The sequence below is a fragment of the Pontibacter deserti genome (assembly GCF_023630255.1).
GTDB lineage: Bacteria > Bacteroidota > Bacteroidia > Cytophagales > Hymenobacteraceae > Pontibacter > Pontibacter deserti.
The window spans coordinates 1,975,658-1,993,723 of record NZ_JALPRS010000001.1 but is presented as its reverse complement, the minus strand read 5'-3'; the positions used below and the strand labels follow the sequence as shown (position 1 = coordinate 1,993,723).

The window sequence follows — 18,066 nt, the reverse complement described above, 5'->3', positions numbered from 1 at the left end:
CTTTCTGTTTTATTTTGGTTTGCTTAAAGCGGCTTAAACTGCTCGAACATCTGCTTACAATTGTTGCAGTAGTGCATAGAGCGACAAAGTGTAGGGCCGAAAGGTGTTCTCAAATCCGTGTTATCGCTGTCGCAGTAAGGGCACTTTACATGTTCCAGAATATCCAGATCCAATATAAGATCATACTTGGGCGGTGGTGCCAAGCCAAACTCCTTTAAATGCTGACGACCTTTCTCTGAGAGTTTATTGCTATCCCAGGGCTTATCGAAGGTCATGTTAACTGTATACTTGCTGATGCCGTGTTTCTCCAGCGTACGTTCTACATCTTTTTTCATGTAGTCCATAGCAGGGCAACCGGCAAAAGTAGGGGTCATGTTTACCGTTACATGGCCATCTTCCAATACTTCTACACCTGTAATCACACCGAGGTCCACCAGCGACAATACTGGTATCTCAGGATCTTTTACCTCCTCCAGCAGGATTAATATGTTTTCCTTGGTTAATGGCATAATTACCACTCAGCAGTAGGATCAATCTTAAATACTTCAGACATTTCATCAAGCAGCGGTTGCAGATGCTCTGTGTGCTCGCCGTAGCGGCCACCGAACTTAGGTTCTATAGTTGCCAGGTCAGGTAGTTTCAAATCAGTTTTTTCGATAACTGATTGGATACGCTTCAGCCATTCCGCTTTTACAGACTCTTCGCCAGCATAAACACCAGCATCTATCAGCTCCTGCTCATACTTTGATTTTTCGAACATGCCGAGTGCATAAGGCAATGCCTCATTTAATGAAGACTGCAAGCGAAGTATAGCTTCTTCTGTAGAGGAGCCCAGATTCTTGATCCAGGTGTTGGCGTGCAGTACGTGGTATTTTACTTCGCCTTTCAGTTTGGTAGCAACCTTGGCAATCGGCTCGTAGCTCGACTGCGCCAGCATCTCGAAACGGATGATCTCGGCGTTGTCGTACAAAAAGTGGCGGATCAAGCTGAAGTCATACTCGCCGTTTGGCAGCTCTACCAACTGGCTGTTATGGAACTGGTTTGCGTTGCGCGTAAAGGCAACGGTGTCCGGCTCAGCTTCGCCAAGTTCTTGCAGCAACGTATAAAATGCCAGACTATGGCCAATTTTATCCTGCGCCATCGACGAGAAAGCAATGTCCTCTTCCAGTATCGGGCCGAAGCCGGTCCACTCAGAGTTGCGGTGGCCAAGTATAAGCTGGTCGTCGGCCAGTTTGTATAACAGGTCTTTTATCGCTTGCTCGTTCATTATTGGGAAGTTGTAGGTTTATTCTCTTCTTTATACTTCGTGATCTTGTCCATCACCTTGTAGGCAATGGCTTCGCGGTATTTCTTCTCCGGAATAGTAGTCCACATGTCCTTGTCTTCTTCCGCAGACTGCAGCATATCTTTCGATTTCACTACCCACACATTCACGATCGGGCCTTTGTCGCCGAACGCTGTTTTAGCTTCTTGTAGCGCATCCTGGTAAGATGTTGCCATCACGCGGCCAGCATGCACATGTGCTTTGCCGCGTTTTTTCAGGTGAAAGATTTCGTAAGGCTCCGGCTGTTCGCTGCGCTGGGTTGGCTCGTCAAACTGAATAGTGTCGTATACATTCTCGTTATCGTTGCCATAAGGCGTTACCTGTATGTTTTCGGTGCGTGCGATCCATAGGCCGGTGCAGGCAAAGCGGCGGCTGTATTGCTCTTTTGCAAACAGGAAAGCCACATCTTCGTTTGGCGCATGAACAGGGCCAACGTAAGTATAGGCAGTACCTTCTTTCTTCTGATGGAAGGCTTCATATGTTTCAAACTGATCCAGTTCCGGCTTTGGCTCCATGGCAGGAACTTCACCTTCCGGTAAGTTCAATCTAGTTACTCTCGGGTCAAGTGACTTTAAGCTCATAGTTCTATTATTAAGCTAATGGCTTCACGTATTTTGCTTTCGGGTTAAGTAGGGCTCTGCGTACCCAGGCACCGCGTTCTTCGGCGGTGCGGCGTACAGCAAGGCGCTCGGCGTTGCAAGGCCCATCACCGTTGATCACGCGCTTAAACTCATCCCAATCCGGCTCGGTATATTCCCACTGGCCGGTCTCCATGTTCTTCTTCAGTTTCGGATCCGGCACAGTCAGGCCAAGCTCCCAAATCTTAGGCACGTACATATCCAGGAACTGCTGACGGCACTCGTCGTTAGAAGCCATCTTCACTTTCCAGCGCATCAGCGTTTCGGTGTGCGTACTCATTTTATCAGATGGTCCGAAGAACGTCATGATCGGTGGCCACCAACGGTTAAGTGCAGCCTGAATCATTTCGCGCTGCTTTGGTGTGCCGGTTGCCATGTGCACCACGGCATCGTGACCATACTTTAAGTGGAAAGCCTCCTCAGCACAGATACGCTCCAGCGCACGTGAGTAAGGGCCGTAGCTACCTTTGGCGTTAGCCATCTGGTTCACAATAGCTCCCGCATCAATCAACCAGGAAATTATATTAGAATCTGCCCAAGTAAAGGCAGGGTAGTTGAATACGTTCGAGTATTTTGATTTACCGCTGATCAGGTCGGTCAGCATTTGCTCGCGCGATTTGCCAAGGGTTTCTGCAGCAGAGTATAGCAGTTGTGCGTGGCCTACTTCGTCCTGCACCTTTGCCATCTGCGCCATTTTACGACGGAAACCAGGAGCTCGGGTAATCCATGTGCCTTCAGGCAGGGCGCCAATAATTTCTGAATGCGCGTGCTGCTCGATCATGCGGATCAGCTGTTTGCGGTATAGTTCGGGCATCCAATCGGTTGGTTCGATCTTTTCGCCACGGGCAATGCGGGCTTCAAATTCGGCTAATTTTGCAGGATCTTCGGTCTGCACATCATCGAATTTAGTCGCTTCAAAAACGTTTCCTCCTCCGTACATATTATTTATAGTTTAAAGGTTCAGTAAAAGTGCCGGGCCGTAGGTAGCGGCCCGGCGATTAGTTAGTTTGTGTTTGGGCGTGTATTAAGTTTGTTTCAGTCCGTTTAGTAGCATAGTTGCCAAGTTAGCGGCAATTTCTTCAGCATTCATTTTTCCTTCGGGCTTAAACCAGGTGTGTATCCAGTTCAGCGCAGAAAGTATAGTTAAAACAGCAAATTTCTCATCAGGCACTTTAAACTCGCCGGCTTTAATTCCTTCCCGGATCATTTCTCTAAAGTGCTCTTCGTAGCGGTTACGTAGTGCCAGAAACTCAGCGTGATGCGGCTCGCTCAGGTGGCGCCACTCGTGCAGGAATACAGCTGATGCCTCCGTGTTTTTGGTCAGCACTTTTACGTGCGCTGTAATGGCAGTCTGTAGTCTCTCAGAAGCAGAAGCATGGCGTACATCAGCATTGTCTATAGCTTCGAAAAACTCATTGGCCATTCTAAAACAAACCCGCTGCAGAATCTCTTCCTTAGACTTTATATGGGAGTAAATGCTGGCAGCTTCGATACCCAGCTGGTTAGCCAGGTCGCGCATAGACGTAGCCGAAAAGCCCCTGTTTTTAAAGAGTGCAGTTGCGGTTTGTTCTATCTGTTCTTTTCTGCTCAAGGTTACTTCTATATATAGCTAACAAATGTAAACAACCTAACGTTCGTTAGCAAGTTTTAAACGAAGATTTTGAAAGGTAAGTTTTGTCTGAACCTTAGATTAAGTAGGATTTAGACCTCGTAGCGTGCGCAACTCCTATGAGCATCTAGCCACGGAGTAAAGGCTAATCCACAAGACGCACCGAGGTTTTACAAACGCTCGGAGGTCTGTTGAGAAACGGTTGTAGGTTATGTGAACGAACTAACACACCCCTGCCCCTCTCAAGAGGGGAATTGCTGCTTTAATTATAGCTGTAACTATAGTTCTATAGTTACAGACTAAGAACGGACAGGGCTTGACCTGTCCCTACGGAATTATATTGCTGAAAGGCTAAGAGCTTAGCAGTCTAAAGTATAAAAGCAGTTTCTATCAAAACGATCTCAGTCTTTGGGTGGAGCGCCTCGAGAGGTTCTGGTGCCGTTAAGGCATTGCGAGGCACGAGCAAAAGAGATTTGCACCGCGCGATGCCCTAAGACGGGGCCTCCCGGCCGTGAGGGCACCAAAGCCAACTAAAACAACAATGGGCAGGTAAAGCTCTTAGGTTTAGAAGTGGCTATGGAAGGATAGCTTGTACTAACAAGTATAGACTTCAACATAAACTTGTAATGGATTTCTCGCTAAGGCTCGAAATGACAATAGTGAACAGAAACCCAAGCACTCATAATTACTTTCTTCACAAACTCCCGAGCATTAGATAAACTCTTACGTATATTTGAACTCCAGCCTTTTTTACATTCCAAACTATAAATCTAATTAATATGAACGATACAGCAGCATCTGCTGAAAAACTGAAAATGGACTTCGTGCACTATGACGTGCTTGACAGAGTTGGTTACATCACGCTTGCCAGAGCAGAGAAAAGAAATGCCCTTAACTACGAAGTGGTATCGGAACTGAAGCGTGCTTTTGCTGCCGCGGAAGAAGATGAAGCCTGTAAAGTAGTGGTGTTACGTGCAGAAGGTAAAGTGTTTTGTGCCGGCGCTGACCTGGAATATATTCAGAAACTGCAGGATAACGATTACCAGGAAAATCTTGCCGATTCTACGCACCTGATGGAGCTTTTCCGCCTGATTTATACTTTAAAGAAAGTCGTGATTGCCCAGATACATGGCCATGCTATTGCTGGTGGCTGTGGTTTGGCTGCTATCTGTGATTTCGGGTTTACCGTACCGGAAGCGAAGTTTGGCTACACCGAAGTTAAGATCGGATTTATACCTGCTATAGTTAAAGTGTTCCTGCTGCGCAAAATAGGGGAGTCAAGGGCCAAGCAACTGTTGCTTACCGGCGACCTGGTGTCAGCAATTGAGGCAGAGCAATATGGTTTGGTAAACTACATAGTGCCGGCAGCAGAACTGGAGCAGCGTGTTTTTGCCTTTGCCCAGAAACTATGCATAGAGAATTCGCGACAGTCGATGGAAGTAACAAAGGAAATGATAGCACGCGTGCAGGAAATGAGCCTGGAAGAAGGGTTGCAATATGCTGCCGAAATGAATGCGGTAGCGCGTGGCTCCGAAGATTGCCAGCGTGGTATAGCTGCATTCCTGAATAAAGAGCCTATCAATTGGTAATTTCTGTTTAACTTTTAAAACTATTTCTTAAACTTGCTGTTTCTTGGGTATGCTGACAGGAATCGGAATCATGCTCTTAACTTTTGTGGCAATGGAAGTCGTGGCCTGGGCCATGCACAAGTACGTGCTGCACGGTTTTTTATGGTTCCTGCACAAATCGCATCACACCCGGCACCAGCACACATTTGAATGGAATGACCTGTTTTTTGCTTGGTATGGCACATTGGCAATGCTGTTCTTTATTTTCGGCAGCGAACCATTGGATTATAGGTTTTGGATCGGGGCAGGCATTACATTATATGGCATTGCCTATTTTCTGATCCATGATGTATTTATTCACAGACGGATAAAAGCGTTTGGTCGTACGTCTAATGTTTATCTAAAAGCATTAAACATGGCGCATAAGGTACATCATAAAGTAGCCGGAAAGTATGGGTCAGAGTCGTTTGGAATGTTGTGGGTGTCGCCAAGATATTTTAAGGCAGCAAGTGAAGTAGTAAGAAAACGAGAACAGGATAAACATGGCGCAGTACACCATTAAAGAACTGGAACATCTTTCGGGCATTAAAGCCCATACTATCCGGATTTGGGAACAGCGGTATAACATCCTGTGCCCCAAGCGTACGGAAACCAACATCAGGTACTACGATGACAAGGACCTGAAAACTCTCCTAAACGTATCATTGCTGAACGAGAAGGGTTACAAAATCTCTAAAATAGCCCAAATGCAGCCGGAGCAAATGATAGAGAAAGTACAGCAGCTTTGCGAAATTCCCGGCGAGTGCTCTCAGCACATCAATAACATGATGGCAGCAATGCTGGATCTGGATGAAGAGGCTTTTGATAAAGCGATCTCTACCGTATCGCTTCAACTAGGTTTTGCAGAAGCTATGAACAGGCTGATTTATCCTTTCCTGCACAAGATCGGGATACTTTGGCAAACCGGTAATATTACGCCTGCCCACGAACATTTTGTTAGTAACCTGATCCGCCAGAAGCTTATAGTTGCTATCGATGGTCAGGTAGTGCGCCGTCAGCCGGGGGCTTCGTCATACCTGTTATACTTACCGGAAGGTGAACTGCATGAACTGGCACTACTCTATATGAACTACGTGATCCGGATGCACAACCAGCACGTAATTTATATGGGACAAAACCTGCCATTCTCAGACCTGGAGCTTACGTATAGCTTATCAAAACCCGAATTTATCTGCACGGTACTTACATCGGCTCCCGAGCGTGACCAGGTACAGAATTACCTGTATAAACTGGCCCAGCGCTTCCCGGAAACCACAATTTACATTTATGGCTTATTGGTGCAGCAGGAGCAGCTTCAGTTCCCTGAAAATGTAAAACGTTTAGCCTGCATGAGAGAATTTACAAAACTGTTTAGTTAATTATTTACCTGTACCCAATCCGGAAGCCTGCCTGTATCGTTTGTGATTACAGGCAGGCTTTCTTTTTTATTTATTTAACCCCCTTATTTTTAGTCGCTTACCAAATAAAAAGGGCTTGCTGAGGTTTTGTTTAATATTTTGCTAAAATAAATTAAACAGAATTGTTTCCATTTTAAAATCTGTACGTATATTTGTTTATAGTTTTTGAGTAAAGTATAAACAAAGTTATGACAGCGATAGAATTTAGTAACCTGATACAGCGTGTAACGCAATCTCTTCGGCCTGTGGCTTTTAACCTCACCCGTGATGCAGATGATGCCAAGGACCTGGTACAAGAAACAATGCTGAAGGCCCTGATGAACCGTGAAAAGTTTAAGACTGGTACTAACCTGAAAGCATGGCTTTATACCATTATGCGCAACACGTTCATCAACAACTATAACAAGATCACTAAGCGCAGCAGCAATATCGACAGCTCAGAGTACCTTCAGTACCTGAACACTGATGAAAATTACATCACGCAAAACAAAGGCACGTCGACTTTCGTCATGAACGATATTAATAAAGCTATCGCCAGTCTCAGCGAAGAACATCGCACTCCTTTTATGATGTACTACATCGGTTATAAGTACACTGAAATTGCTGAGAAACTGCAGATCCCGATTGGTACAGTTAAAAACAGGATACACATTGCGCGCAAAGAACTGAAGCAATCTCTTAAAGTATACCGCCAGAACGCATAACACTAAGGCCAAATGCCTGAACTATGGAAGAAAAAAATGTAATAGTAATTGGAGCTGGTTTTTCCGGTTTGTCGGCGGCTACAAGCTTAGCTGACAAAGGCTATAAGGTGACTGTGCTGGAAAAGAACAGCACGCCCGGCGGCCGCGCCAGAAGTTATACTGCCCAAGGCTTTACATTTGATATGGGACCCAGCTGGTACTGGATGCCGGATGTGTTTGAATCTTATTTCCAAAAGTTTGGTAAAAGCACGACAGATTACTACAAGCTAACCCGCCTGGATCCGTCTTACACAGTTGTTTTTGGTAAAGATGATTTTGTAGATGTGCCGGCCTCGTTAGAAGAACTAAAAGCACTTTTTGAGAGATGGGAGCCAGGTAGTGCGCACCAACTTGACCGGTTCTTAAAACAGGCTGCCTATAAATATGAAGTAGGTATAAACCAGTTGGTATACAAACCCGGTCGCTCAGTTGCTGAGTTCATAAACCTGCGTTTACTGCTGGATGTGTTGCGGATGGATGTTTTCCAGTCTTTCCATAAGCATATCCGTAGTTTCTTCTCGCACCCCAAGATCATCAAGTTAATGGAGTTTCCTATACTTTTCCTGGGAGCTCTGCCTGAAAATACGCCTGCACTTTATAGTTTAATGAACTATGCTGACATCAGCCTGGGTACCTGGTACCCTATGGGAGGGATGCACAAGATAATTGAAGGCATGGTACAGCTGGCTCAGGAGAAAGGAGTGGAGTTTAAATATAACCAGGTTGTACAGGAAATCCAGGTATCGGCAGGTATAGCTACCCGTGTTATTACAGCCACTGATGTTTTTGAAACGGATGTTATAGTTGCCAGCGCCGATTACCACCATGTAGAGAAAAACCTGTTGCCGGAGCAATACCAAAGCTATACGGAAGCGTATTGGAACACTCGCGTAATGGCGCCATCCTCGCTGATCTTTTACCTGGGCATTAACAAACGCCTGAAAAACCTCCGCCACCATAACCTATTCTTCGACGAAGATTTCGGGCCACATGCCCGCGAAATCTATACTGATCCGAAGTGGCCGACCAAGCCCTTATTTTATGTGTCAGCACCATCTGTCACCGACCCTAGTGTAGCTCCCGAGGGTTGTGAGAACCTGTTTATACTTATACCGGTTGCCCCGGATCTGCAGGACACAGATGAAATGCGCGAGAAGTATTATAAGCTGGTAATGGACCGTTTGGAGAAGCTTACCAACCAGCAAATACGTCATAACGTAATATATAAGCGCAGTTATGCACACAACGATTTTATACAAGATTATAACGCCTTTAAAGGCAATGCCTATGGTTTAGCAAACACCCTTCTGCAAACCGCGCTGCTTAAGCCAAGCCTGAAAAGCAAAAAAATAAAGAACTTGTTTTATACCGGACAGTTAACAGTGCCCGGACCAGGTGTGCCACCATCCCTTATATCAGGGCAGGTGGTAGCAACGGAAGTGGCGAAGGAATTCAGGTCACCTGTAGTAATATAACCAGTACTAAACACCGCACCTATGGATTTATTTAAACAGACCTGCCTGAAGTGCAGCAAAGTAGTTACAGAAGCTTACAGTACTTCGTTTACGTTGGGTATCAAAACACTTGATGCTAAGTTTCATTTTCCGATCTATGCCATTTATGGTTTTGTGCGTTGCGCTGATGAGATTGTTGATACTTTTCATGAATATGACAAGCAGGCTTTGTTGCAGGAATTTAAAGAGCAGACCTATAAGGCCATAGAAACAGGTATAAGTCTGAACCCGGTGCTGCACGCCTTTCAGTGCGTTGTAAATGAGTATAAAATAGATCATGCCTATATCGAGGCTTTCCTGAGAAGTATGGAAATGGACCTGGAAGAGCAGCAATACGATCATCAGCTTTACGATGACTATATCTATGGCTCTGCCGAGGTGGTAGGATTAATGTGCCTGAAGGTTTTTTGTGAAGGCGACAACGAAATGTTTAAACGCCTGAAAAAGCCAGCGTGCAGTTTAGGCTCTGCCTTTCAGAAAGTGAACTTCCTGCGCGATATGCAAAGCGACTATCTGGAGCGGGGCCGTGTATATTTCCCTAAAGTAGAGTTCACACAATTTAATAACATCAGTAAAGCAGAAATAGAAGCAGATATCTGCCAGGATTTTGAAGATGCCTATAAAGGGATAATGGAATTGCCCCGAACAGCACGGCTGGGAGTGTACCTGGCCTACAAGTATTACATGAAGCTCTTCCGCAAAATACAGAACCTGCCTGCAACCCACATACTTAAACAACGCGTAAGAGTACCTGATAACACAAAGCTGGCCCTGTTGGTCAGTTCATATCTCAGGTATAGACTAAACGCAATTTAATGAGCAGGTTCTTATTGATCACCCTTCTGATGGTGTGCTTGCAAATGGCTCAGGCTGCAGGCATAACCAACTATAAATTACCCGAACTACGCGTAGAATATTTGGCAGCAAGCAAAGACGAAGAAGCAGCTAAAGACTTTTATGCTAAAATGGAAAAATACACAGGTAAAGATCCTGTAGTGTTGGGTTATAAAGCTGCATCCGAAGCAGTAATGGCAAAATACGCTTGGAACCCATACTTCAAGATGAAACACCTGAATACGGCAATGGACCTGTTTAATGAGGCTGTTGCCTTAGATAAAGACCATCCTGAAATACGGTTTCTGCGATTTGTAGTGGAATACCATGTGCCGCGCTACCTTAACATGAGTGAGCACCTGGAAGAAGATAAAGCCATAATTATAGAAAGCCTGGTGGAGCATCCTAAATCAGGAATAAATACGCAACTCGCCCGCACCATGCGTGATGTAATGCTGGAAAGAGACCGCTCTACTGAAGAAGAGAAAAAGCTTTTAAAAAGCCTGAAGATTTAAATTCATACTTATAAAAAGTGTACATCTACCTATACCTGAACATATTTACCATTCTGTTTCCGCTGCTGCTCTCATTCGACAGAAAAGTAGCTTTTTACAGAAACTGGCCGGCTTTACTACCTGCTATACTTGTAAATGCCGCAGTATTTATAGTTTGGGATGCACTTTTTACTAAAAATGGTATCTGGGGTTTTAATGAAGAATACCTGACTGGAATTTACCTGGTTGGCTTGCCCCTGGAAGAGATCCTGTTCTTTATAACAGTGCCATATGCGTGTGTCTTTATTTACGATGTATTGAATGCTTACATAAGCAAAGACCTGCTGCAACCTTACGCTAAAAGCATAGCACTGGTGTTGATACTTGCGCTGCCAGCGATAGCCGTTTTCAACATGGAGCGCTGGTATACTTCTATTACTTTTATGTTTCTGGCCATGCTGCACCTGGTACATCTGCGCTTCTTCCAAACAAAGTATTTAGGCCGCTTTTACCTGGCTTACCTGGTGCATTTGGTGCCGTTTCTGCTGGTAAATGGTGTGCTTACCTATTTGCCTGTAGTATGGTATAACGATGCCTATAACCTGGGTCTTCGCATCGTAACAATACCTGTAGAAGATACCATGTACTCTATGCTGATGCTGTTGTTAACTATCTCTGTTTATGAAGGTTTGCGACAGCGACGGACGGTAAAACAATATCAGCCTTTAACTGTATAATCAGTATGCAGCGCCTGAATGTCACCATCGATTCAAATTCCGGATTTTGCTTTGGGGTAGTATATGCTATCCAGATGGCAGAAGATATTCTGGATGAACAGGGCTATCTTTATTGCCTGGGTGACATTGTGCATAACGATGAAGAAATTGAGCGACTGCAGCAGCGCGGGCTACGCATTATTGATCATGAGCAGTTTAAAGAACTACAAAACGAAGCTGTACTGATCAGGGCGCATGGCGAACCCCCTGAAACGTATCAGACTGCACTTAACAACAACCTTACACTGATAGATGCCAGCTGCCCTGTAGTGCTTAAATTGCAGAATCGAATTAAAACCTCCTACGACAAAGACGATCAGATTTTTATCTACGGCAAACATGGCCACGCCGAAGTGCTTGGTTTGTTAGGACAGACCAATAACAAGGCCGTGGTTTTTGAAAGTATAGACGAACTGCTCCAGCACAAACTGCCTTCAAAAATTACGCTTTACAGCCAAACCACTAAAAGTACTGATAGCTTTTATAACATTAAAAGTCAGCTCGAAACCAAGGGGTTTGAAGTAGAAGCAAATGATACGATCTGCAGGCAGGTCTCAAACCGCGATAAAGAACTGCGAAAATTTGCTGCTCAGTTCGATAAGATTGTATTCGTCTCAGGTACCAAGTCATCAAATGGGCGGGTACTGTACCAGGTATGCAAAAACACAAACCCGAATACATACTTTATTTCAAAAGCCGACGAACTCAGACCCGAGTGGTTTAACGCCGGAGATACTGTAGGTATATGTGGAGCAACATCTACACCCATGTGGCTAATGGAGCAAGTGCGTGATGCTTTGCTGCAAGAATAACAGGAATGGCAACAATAAAGAAAGATAGCAGGGGAATTGCGATTGCGGCGACTATAATTGTTACCTGGTCAGCATTACTGGTTTACCTGCTGGCGTTTTTTAAAGTTGATTTAACATCTCCGCTTCCTTACCTTTTTATGCTGGTGCAGATGCACTTGTATACCGGCCTTTTCATTACTGCTCACGATGCCATGCATGGCGTAGCTGCCCCTGGCAGACGCAAATTAAATAAAGCTATCGGAACTATAACGGCCTTTCTGTTTGCCTATAACTGGTATCCCAGGTTATTGCCTCGCCACCACCAGCACCACAAACATGTAGCTACAGAGCAAGACCCGGACTATTATCATGGCTCATTCTGGCCCTGGTATTTCAGTTTTCTGAAGCAGTACATAACTTGGTGGCAATTACTAATGATGGCTGTTACGTTTAATCTGCTGAAGTTTTTTTTCCCGGTAGAGAATGTGGTGATGTTCTGGATGCTTCCAGCTATACTTGCTACATTCCAGTTATTTTATTTTGGAACCTACCTGCCGCACCGTGGAGAACATGCTCCGGATAATCTGCATAAATCCGGAACACAGCATAAAAATCATTTCTGGGCATTTATAAGTTGCTATTTTTTCGGTTATCATTACGAGCACCACGATAAACCTTACTTGCCATGGTGGCAGCTCTATAAGGTAAAGGGTTGAATTATAGCCGTATAATATTTGTAAATTTTTAATATTATTAAGGGTGTAACAGTAGGTAAGCGGCCTGCGTATGAGGACAAACTTACCCTCTAAAACCTACAAGCAATTTATACCCTTATACAGCACTTCTATGCGCCACCCAATACAACTTTGCCTTATATTTTTGTGCTTCTTTCTTTTATCCAGCTTTAATAGCTATGCAGATAGCTATAAACGCGCTACCAGTAAAGATCCTAATGCATTTAAGGCAGGTGTAAGCTTTGTATGGCTCTCAGACTTCGATAGTCAGGGGTTAATGTTCAGTAATAGGTTTAATCATTATTTAGGTGAGCGTGTAGCAGTAGGTCTAAACCTGGGTTTATTAACTGCTTCCCGGTATGACGAGGGCAAACAGCTCTACTCCATCAAAAACACTTTTTACATGGGAGGGATTGAAGCCAGCTTTGACCTGCTCAGCAACGAAACTGTTAACCTGCGTATAGGCGCAGGTGGATCGGCAAGACATCGTTCCGAAATTAATTCTGATCCTGAAGGAGAAGGTACTTTTGATGGTTCGGTAGCACATATAAGAACAGGAGATGTCGGGTTCAACGGTTTCCTTGAAAATGACTTTAACTTTGGTAGAAATGGAATTGCCGGTGGCCGTATAGAATATTTATATTACTCAAAAGGTACTCCTGTATTTGCAATAGGTTTGCATGTCGGCTTTAAGTTCTAAAATAGAAGACTTAGATATATAAAATAAAAGGGAGCCATTCGGCTCCCTTTTATTTTATACTTAACTGAATCACTAGTGTGCTCCTTTTTTGCAGCAATCGTCCAGTTTGTTATAGGCGCGCTCCTGGGCAGGTAGCTCATCTGCATCATAACCAACCTCTGTTACTGCTTTCTTTAACTTGTTTGCATCGGTTTTGCGGGTATCAAAAACAACAGTTAGCAATTTAGAATCTACATCCAGTGAAGAAGATTTTACTCCTTTTTCGTAGGCCATAGCTTTCTCAATAGTGCTTTTACACATGTCGCAAACAGCTGATGTTTTGATCGTGATAGTTTTTTGATTAGCGTCCTGAGTTTGCGCTTGCGTGGCAAAGCTTACCAATGCCAGTACCATCGAAAGTAATAATACTTTTAGCTTATTCATGGTTCTTGATTTGAATGGAGTATTTAGTTATTTAATTTATTTTGAATCTGAGTCCGGCGTAAACTACTCTTCCTGCAATTGGCCCCCAAACCATGCTGGCATCAAAATCAGGGCCAAACGGATCAGAAGCGCCAACTATAGGCGAAGGCTGCCGGTAATTTAGTAAATTCTCAACGCCAGTGTATAGTTCCCAACGCTTAAATGCGCGCGAAACTTGCCCGTTCAGCACAACAAACTGCTCAGAGGCGCGGGGCATCTCAGCACCATTTTGCTTCTCCGAATAAGCCAGCGGCATTACACCAAAGTATTGTGTAGTCAGGTCGGCGCGCCATTTATCGAACGGGGTAGCAAAACCTAAATTTACAAAAAAGCGATGTTCCGGTACCATGGGTTTCTGGCGCAGTTCTCCGTTATAAGTTGCTTTTACATCGTAGTACTTATAAGCTGCTTTCACATCAAAGCCTTTCAGCACTTCATATTGCAACTCTGCCTGAAAACTCTTAGCAAACGACTTTCCATCCAGGTTTGAGAACCGCACCTGCCCGTGGGTGGTGTACATATCGGCCACTACCTGATTTGTGAAATTGGTGTAATAATAATCTGTGATGAAGGCGCCCGGTCTGCCGGCAAGTTCAAAGTACTGGGTGAAAGAACCGCCAATATTCCACGCTTCTTCTGGTTTTAAGTTATTTTCGAAAACAAAGGCACGACTGCTAACCAGACTGGCTGTGTTTTCGGCTATTGGGTTGGCTACCCTGAAGCCTTTGCCTGCCGCTATCCTGAAAATGGTGTTCCTGGTGGCATCAAACTTTACGTTCAGGCGTGGCGAGAAAACAGTGCCATACAGATTGTGGAAATCCACACGGCTGCCGGCAACTATAGTTAGATTGTTAGAATTGTTAAAGATATACTCAGCAAAAGCGCCCGGTACATGTTCCGTTCTTTTAAATCTGGTAAGGTCCAGTTTTTCCTCTGTGTTATCATAGGTATAGCTTAGTCCAGTTTTATAAGTATGCCCTGTGTGTCCGATAATTGACTGGAAAATCAAACGCACATTCGAGTTTTGCTGGTTGCCATCATAAATCCGGTTGCCATACTTTGAGTCGAACACGTGGTTTGAAGCTGAGCTGATCAGGCCTATACTTTGGTAAGGTTTGCCATCGAAGGTATAAGATGTTTTATTGTAAGCCGATACGCGCTCTGTTTCGGAAGTGGTACCATAGTATACTTCAGAGCCTTTTTCAAAATCCATCTGGCCACCTATACGGTCTTCGCGCAAGGCATTTACCCCAAACTCCGATATAAAATTGCCATTGTTATACTTCCACTTGTTGTACACATTGTACTGGCTGTTCAGGGGCAGGTCCATAAAACCATCGTTGTTGCGGTCGGAGCGGTGATGCAGTTGTGCCGTATGCAGCATCAGCGCCGTAGACCATACTTTGTTTACCTGTACGCCTACATTTACATTCGCATCAAACTTGCCCTGCGTGTTGCCATACAGGTTCAGGTATAGCCGTTCTGTTTTCTCCGGATCTTTCAGTTTCACGTTCACCTGCCCCGAAATCGATTCATACCCATTCAGTACAGATCCCATTCCTTTTATGATGTCAATGGATTCGATAAAAGTACCGGATAGGTAATTAAGTCTGTAAGGTGTGGCCAGTCCTTGCAGTGCCGGCACATTGTCTGTTGTCAGTAAAGTATAAGCGCCATCTAAACCCAGCATCTGTATCTGCTTCGCTCCTGAAACGGCATCGGTGGTCGACACTTCAACTGATGCACTGGTCTCGAAGCTTTCAGCCAGGTTACAGCACGCTGATTTCTCGAGGTCGCGGTTCGTGATAATCTGGGAGTTAGTTGGCGATATGGAAGAAAACCGTTCCTGTTGGCCTTCTATCACTACTTCTTTCAGGGTGCTGTTTGGGCTCAGGCTAACTATAACCGATTGCTTGCCAGTTACATTTATGGTCTGCGAAGTATAGCCAACATAGTTAACTATAATCTCTGAAATAATGGAATCAGAAAAGGTAAGTGTAAAGTCGCCGGTGGCGTTGGTAGTGGTGGCATGGGTGGTGCCTTTCCAGGCCACGCTGGCACCTATAATGGGTTGCCCGGGGTTGGCTGCATCTGTAACCTTGCCGGTAAGTTGTTGTGCTGCCACAGGTATAGTTATAAGTATAACCAGTAAAGCCGGCAGCAGATGTAAAGTATATTTCTTAATAGGGGATTTCATGTAAGTATAAACTTGATGAAGTAAACAAAAAGGGAATAACAGTTACCGTTATGGCAACTTTAGTGTTTACAAATCAGGTTTATACCAATAGGGTGCGCTTTAAGAGCAGTATTTTACGCCCGGAGAGCGGGGGAGAACTATCAGAAAAAGTAAGTACAGCTTGTATAATTGCCGGAACTGGTAACTCATAAGCAGGCTGTGGAATTATAGCCGTGTAGGCCAGGTATACTTTCTTTAAAACGTCAACCATAGCTGTCGATACCAGGTCAAGCTTTTTGTAGGTTACCTCTAAGGTGCAACAATCATCTTCCGAGTCCGAACTTTCTGATTCAGAGCAGCAACCAGCCATTTCCTTTTCAGGTACTTCGTGGCTGCCAACCATTACCATCTGGCACAACTGCTGACCTATGGCAACGCCCACTGAGCCCAGTGCTATACTTAGCGTAAGTAGTAAAAGGACGCTATGCCTGATCAGGTTAATCATCGTTGCAAAGTTAGGTAATATCTTCCACTTTCTTCCACAATCCCCACTTTGTTCCACTTTTGCTGTGGAAATGCCTTCCACTTTAACCTCTTATGTACTGATGGTTTATAAGGTACTGGTAATCAATTTGTTAATATTTAAATGCCTCGTATAATAGTAGATAACATTCAAATATTCAAATATAGTTATACCCAAAGTGGGTTGAAACGTATGTGGATAATGTGGATAAGTGGTGTGGATTACCATAATTTATCCACAAAGTGGTAAAAAGTGGGAGATTGTGGTTGTGGTGTTTTGTTGAATCGCTACATTTGTATACTCCGAAAACTATACGGACGAACCTATAGAAAAACATGAACTTCCTGTCAGGCGAATTTGAATGCAAGATAGACCCTAAGGGAAGGTTGGTTTTACCTGCAAAGATAAAAGCCAACCTGCCGGAGGCGTCTGGCAATCATGTGGTGCTGATGCGTGGTTTTGAGCCCTGCCTGGTGTTATACCCAAAGGCAGAGTGGAAAGTGATCTATGATAAGGTAGCCGGCCTGAATGAGTTTAATGAAGAGTATCGCCACTTTCAGCGTAACTTCTTTAGAGGAAACACTGAGATTGAGCTGGATGGTACAGGTCGTTTTATACTTCCGCGTACGATGGCGCGCTTTGCCGAGCTGGATAAGGAAGTGATTATAGTTGGATTAGGTAACCGCGTAGAGATCTGGAATCCGGATAAGTATGAAGAGTTCCTGATCAAGGATCAGCAGAACTTCTCGCAGCTGGCCCAGAAGTTTTTAGGTGATAAACAGGAAACCGAACCGTTGCAGTAATGGAATACCATCGTCCCGTAATGTTGGAAGAGTCGGTTGAAGCGTTGGCGATAAAACCGGATGGTGTGTATGTGGATGTGACCTTTGGTGGTGGCGGACACTCGGCACTTATAGTTAGTAAGCTTACGACCGGTAAGCTTTATAGTTTTGATCAGGACCGTGACGCAGAAGAACAGTCTAAAAAGCTGGAAGGACCAAACTTTCAGTTTGTAAGGGCCAACTTCCGCGACCTGAAAAAGTACCTGCGGCTGTACCGTGTAAAAGAGGTGGATGGCATACTGGCTGACTTAGGCGTTTCATCGCATCAGTTCGATGAAGCAAGCCGTGGTTTTTCTACCCGCTTTGATGGCCCTTTGGATATGCGCATGAACTATGAGCATGGTGATTCGGCTAAGGATGTAGTGGAGAATTACTCGGAAGAGCAGCTGCACCGCATTTTCGGTATCTACGGTGAAGTTAAAAATGCCAAAACGCTGGCCAGAACTATAGTTGAGCAAAGGGCTAGAAAGCCAATTGAGACAATAGGGGATTTTAAACAGGCCATACGCTCCTGTACGCCGAAAGGGAAGGAGAATAAATACCTGGCGCAGGTTTTCCAGGCGCTCCGGATTGAGGTAAACGACGAGATGAAGGCGCTGGAAGAAATGCTGGTACAAGCGGCAGAAGTGCTGAAACCCGGCGGAAGGTTAGCAGTGATCTCCTATCACTCACTTGAAGACCGGTTAGTAAAGAACTTTATCGCAAAAGGTAAGTTCTTCGGGGAGGTAGAGAAGGATCTGTTTGGGAATGAGATAAAACCCCTGGATGCTGTAAGCCGGAAACCGGTAGTGCCTACAGAAGAAGAACTACTTATAAACAGTCGCTCCAGAAGCGCTAAGCTAAGAATAGCAGAGAAAAGACATTTAGATGATTAAACACCT

21 protein-coding genes are annotated in these 18,066 nt (G+C 44.6%); 13 read left to right on the top strand and 8 right to left on the bottom strand.

Annotated elements, in window-relative coordinates:
- Window positions 1–23 precede the first annotated feature (23 nt).
- The 5 genes from paaD to MJ612_RS08635 all read right to left on the bottom strand — a co-directional run bounded on the left by paaD (window position 24) and on the right by MJ612_RS08635 (window position 3,553).
- Window positions 24–509: a 1,2-phenylacetyl-CoA epoxidase subunit PaaD gene (gene paaD, locus MJ612_RS08655; RefSeq protein ID WP_187033099.1), complete on the bottom strand. Its 486-nt coding sequence runs from the start codon at window positions 507–509 to the stop codon at window positions 24–26.
- Between the two features lie 2 nt (window positions 510–511).
- Complete coding sequence (gene paaC, locus MJ612_RS08650) at window positions 512–1,267, bottom strand: 1,2-phenylacetyl-CoA epoxidase subunit PaaC (RefSeq protein WP_187033098.1); 756 nt, start codon at window positions 1,265–1,267, stop codon at window positions 512–514.
- Complete coding sequence (locus MJ612_RS08645) at window positions 1,267–1,905, bottom strand: phenylacetic acid degradation b (RefSeq protein WP_187033097.1); 639 nt, start codon at window positions 1,903–1,905, stop codon at window positions 1,267–1,269. Before MJ612_RS08645 ends, paaC begins: the two co-directional genes overlap by 1 nt.
- Window positions 1,906–1,915: 10 nt before the next feature.
- Entirely contained in the window at window positions 1,916–2,902 is a 987-nt protein-coding gene (gene paaA, locus MJ612_RS08640; protein WP_187033096.1) for a 1,2-phenylacetyl-CoA epoxidase subunit PaaA, read from the bottom strand.
- Window positions 2,903–2,986: 84 nt separating this feature from the next.
- A complete protein-coding gene (locus MJ612_RS08635; protein WP_187033095.1) occupies window positions 2,987–3,553 on the bottom strand; it encodes a TetR/AcrR family transcriptional regulator in 567 nt (188 codons plus the stop codon).
- A gap of 833 nt (window positions 3,554–4,386) precedes the next feature.
- Here MJ612_RS08635 and MJ612_RS08630 point away from each other — a divergent pair.
- The 11 genes from MJ612_RS08630 to MJ612_RS08580 all read left to right on the top strand — a co-directional run bounded on the left by MJ612_RS08630 (window position 4,387) and on the right by MJ612_RS08580 (window position 13,182).
- Window positions 4,387–5,160 carry an enoyl-CoA hydratase/isomerase family protein gene (locus MJ612_RS08630; RefSeq protein WP_187033526.1) on the top strand — a complete coding sequence of 258 codons (774 nt, stop codon included), beginning with the start codon at window positions 4,387–4,389 and terminating at the stop codon, window positions 5,158–5,160.
- A gap of 49 nt (window positions 5,161–5,209) precedes the next feature.
- On the top strand, window positions 5,210–5,701 hold the full coding sequence (locus MJ612_RS08625) for a sterol desaturase family protein (RefSeq protein ID WP_187033094.1): 492 nt from the start codon (window positions 5,210–5,212) through the stop codon (window positions 5,699–5,701).
- Window positions 5,682–6,557, top strand: coding sequence for a MerR family transcriptional regulator (locus MJ612_RS08620; RefSeq protein ID WP_187033093.1), 876 nt, complete (start codon window positions 5,682–5,684; stop codon window positions 6,555–6,557). Before MJ612_RS08625 ends, MJ612_RS08620 begins: the two co-directional genes overlap by 20 nt.
- A 227-nt stretch (window positions 6,558–6,784) precedes the next feature.
- The gene (locus MJ612_RS08615) at window positions 6,785–7,300 is read left to right on the top strand and encodes an RNA polymerase sigma factor (protein WP_187033092.1); all 516 of its coding nucleotides are present in this window, start codon (window positions 6,785–6,787) and stop codon (window positions 7,298–7,300) included.
- A 23-nt stretch (window positions 7,301–7,323) separates the two neighbouring features.
- Window positions 7,324–8,814, top strand: coding sequence for a phytoene desaturase family protein (locus MJ612_RS08610; RefSeq protein ID WP_187033091.1), 1,491 nt, complete (start codon window positions 7,324–7,326; stop codon window positions 8,812–8,814).
- Window positions 8,815–8,835: 21 nt separating this feature from the next.
- Window positions 8,836–9,669 carry a phytoene/squalene synthase family protein gene (locus MJ612_RS08605; RefSeq protein WP_187033090.1) on the top strand — a complete coding sequence of 278 codons (834 nt, stop codon included), beginning with the start codon at window positions 8,836–8,838 and terminating at the stop codon, window positions 9,667–9,669.
- Entirely contained in the window at window positions 9,669–10,202 is a 534-nt protein-coding gene (locus MJ612_RS08600; RefSeq protein ID WP_187033089.1) for a hypothetical protein, read from the top strand. The genes MJ612_RS08605 and MJ612_RS08600 overlap by 1 nt, the downstream gene beginning before the upstream one ends.
- A 17-nt stretch (window positions 10,203–10,219) precedes the next feature.
- A complete protein-coding gene (locus MJ612_RS08595; RefSeq protein WP_187033088.1) occupies window positions 10,220–10,918 on the top strand; it encodes a lycopene cyclase domain-containing protein in 699 nt (232 codons plus the stop codon).
- Window positions 10,919–10,923: 5 nt separating this feature from the next.
- Window positions 10,924–11,769 carry a 4-hydroxy-3-methylbut-2-enyl diphosphate reductase gene (locus MJ612_RS08590; RefSeq protein ID WP_187033087.1) on the top strand — a complete coding sequence of 282 codons (846 nt, stop codon included), beginning with the start codon at window positions 10,924–10,926 and terminating at the stop codon, window positions 11,767–11,769.
- 5 nt (window positions 11,770–11,774) lie between these two features.
- A complete protein-coding gene (locus MJ612_RS08585) occupies window positions 11,775–12,464 on the top strand; it encodes a fatty acid desaturase (protein ID WP_187033086.1) in 690 nt (229 codons plus the stop codon).
- Between the two features lie 70 nt (window positions 12,465–12,534).
- Window positions 12,535–13,182 (top strand): hypothetical protein, encoded by a 648-nt coding sequence (locus tag MJ612_RS08580; RefSeq protein ID WP_250419102.1) that lies wholly within the window; start codon window positions 12,535–12,537, stop codon window positions 13,180–13,182.
- A gap of 72 nt (window positions 13,183–13,254) precedes the next feature.
- On the opposite strand, the gene MJ612_RS08575 is transcribed toward MJ612_RS08580, so the two are convergent.
- From MJ612_RS08575 to MJ612_RS08565, 3 genes are all read right to left on the bottom strand, one after another.
- On the bottom strand, window positions 13,255–13,605 hold the full coding sequence (locus MJ612_RS08575; protein ID WP_187033084.1) for a heavy-metal-associated domain-containing protein: 351 nt from the start codon (window positions 13,603–13,605) through the stop codon (window positions 13,255–13,257).
- A 31-nt stretch (window positions 13,606–13,636) separates the two neighbouring features.
- Window positions 13,637–15,841, bottom strand: coding sequence for a TonB-dependent receptor plug domain-containing protein (locus MJ612_RS08570; protein WP_187033083.1), 2,205 nt, complete (start codon window positions 15,839–15,841; stop codon window positions 13,637–13,639).
- A gap of 79 nt (window positions 15,842–15,920) precedes the next feature.
- Entirely contained in the window at window positions 15,921–16,325 is a 405-nt protein-coding gene (locus MJ612_RS08565) for a hypothetical protein (protein ID WP_187033082.1), read from the bottom strand.
- 353 nt (window positions 16,326–16,678) lie between these two features.
- Between MJ612_RS08565 and mraZ the strand changes: the two genes are divergently transcribed.
- Entirely contained in the window at window positions 16,679–17,146 is a 468-nt protein-coding gene (gene mraZ / locus MJ612_RS08560; RefSeq protein WP_187033081.1) for a division/cell wall cluster transcriptional repressor MraZ, read from the top strand.
- On the top strand, window positions 17,146–18,060 hold the full coding sequence (rsmH, locus tag MJ612_RS08555; protein WP_187033080.1) for a 16S rRNA (cytosine(1402)-N(4))-methyltransferase RsmH: 915 nt from the start codon (window positions 17,146–17,148) through the stop codon (window positions 18,058–18,060). The genes mraZ and rsmH overlap by 1 nt, the downstream gene beginning before the upstream one ends.
- Window positions 18,061–18,066: the final 6 nt, after the last annotated feature.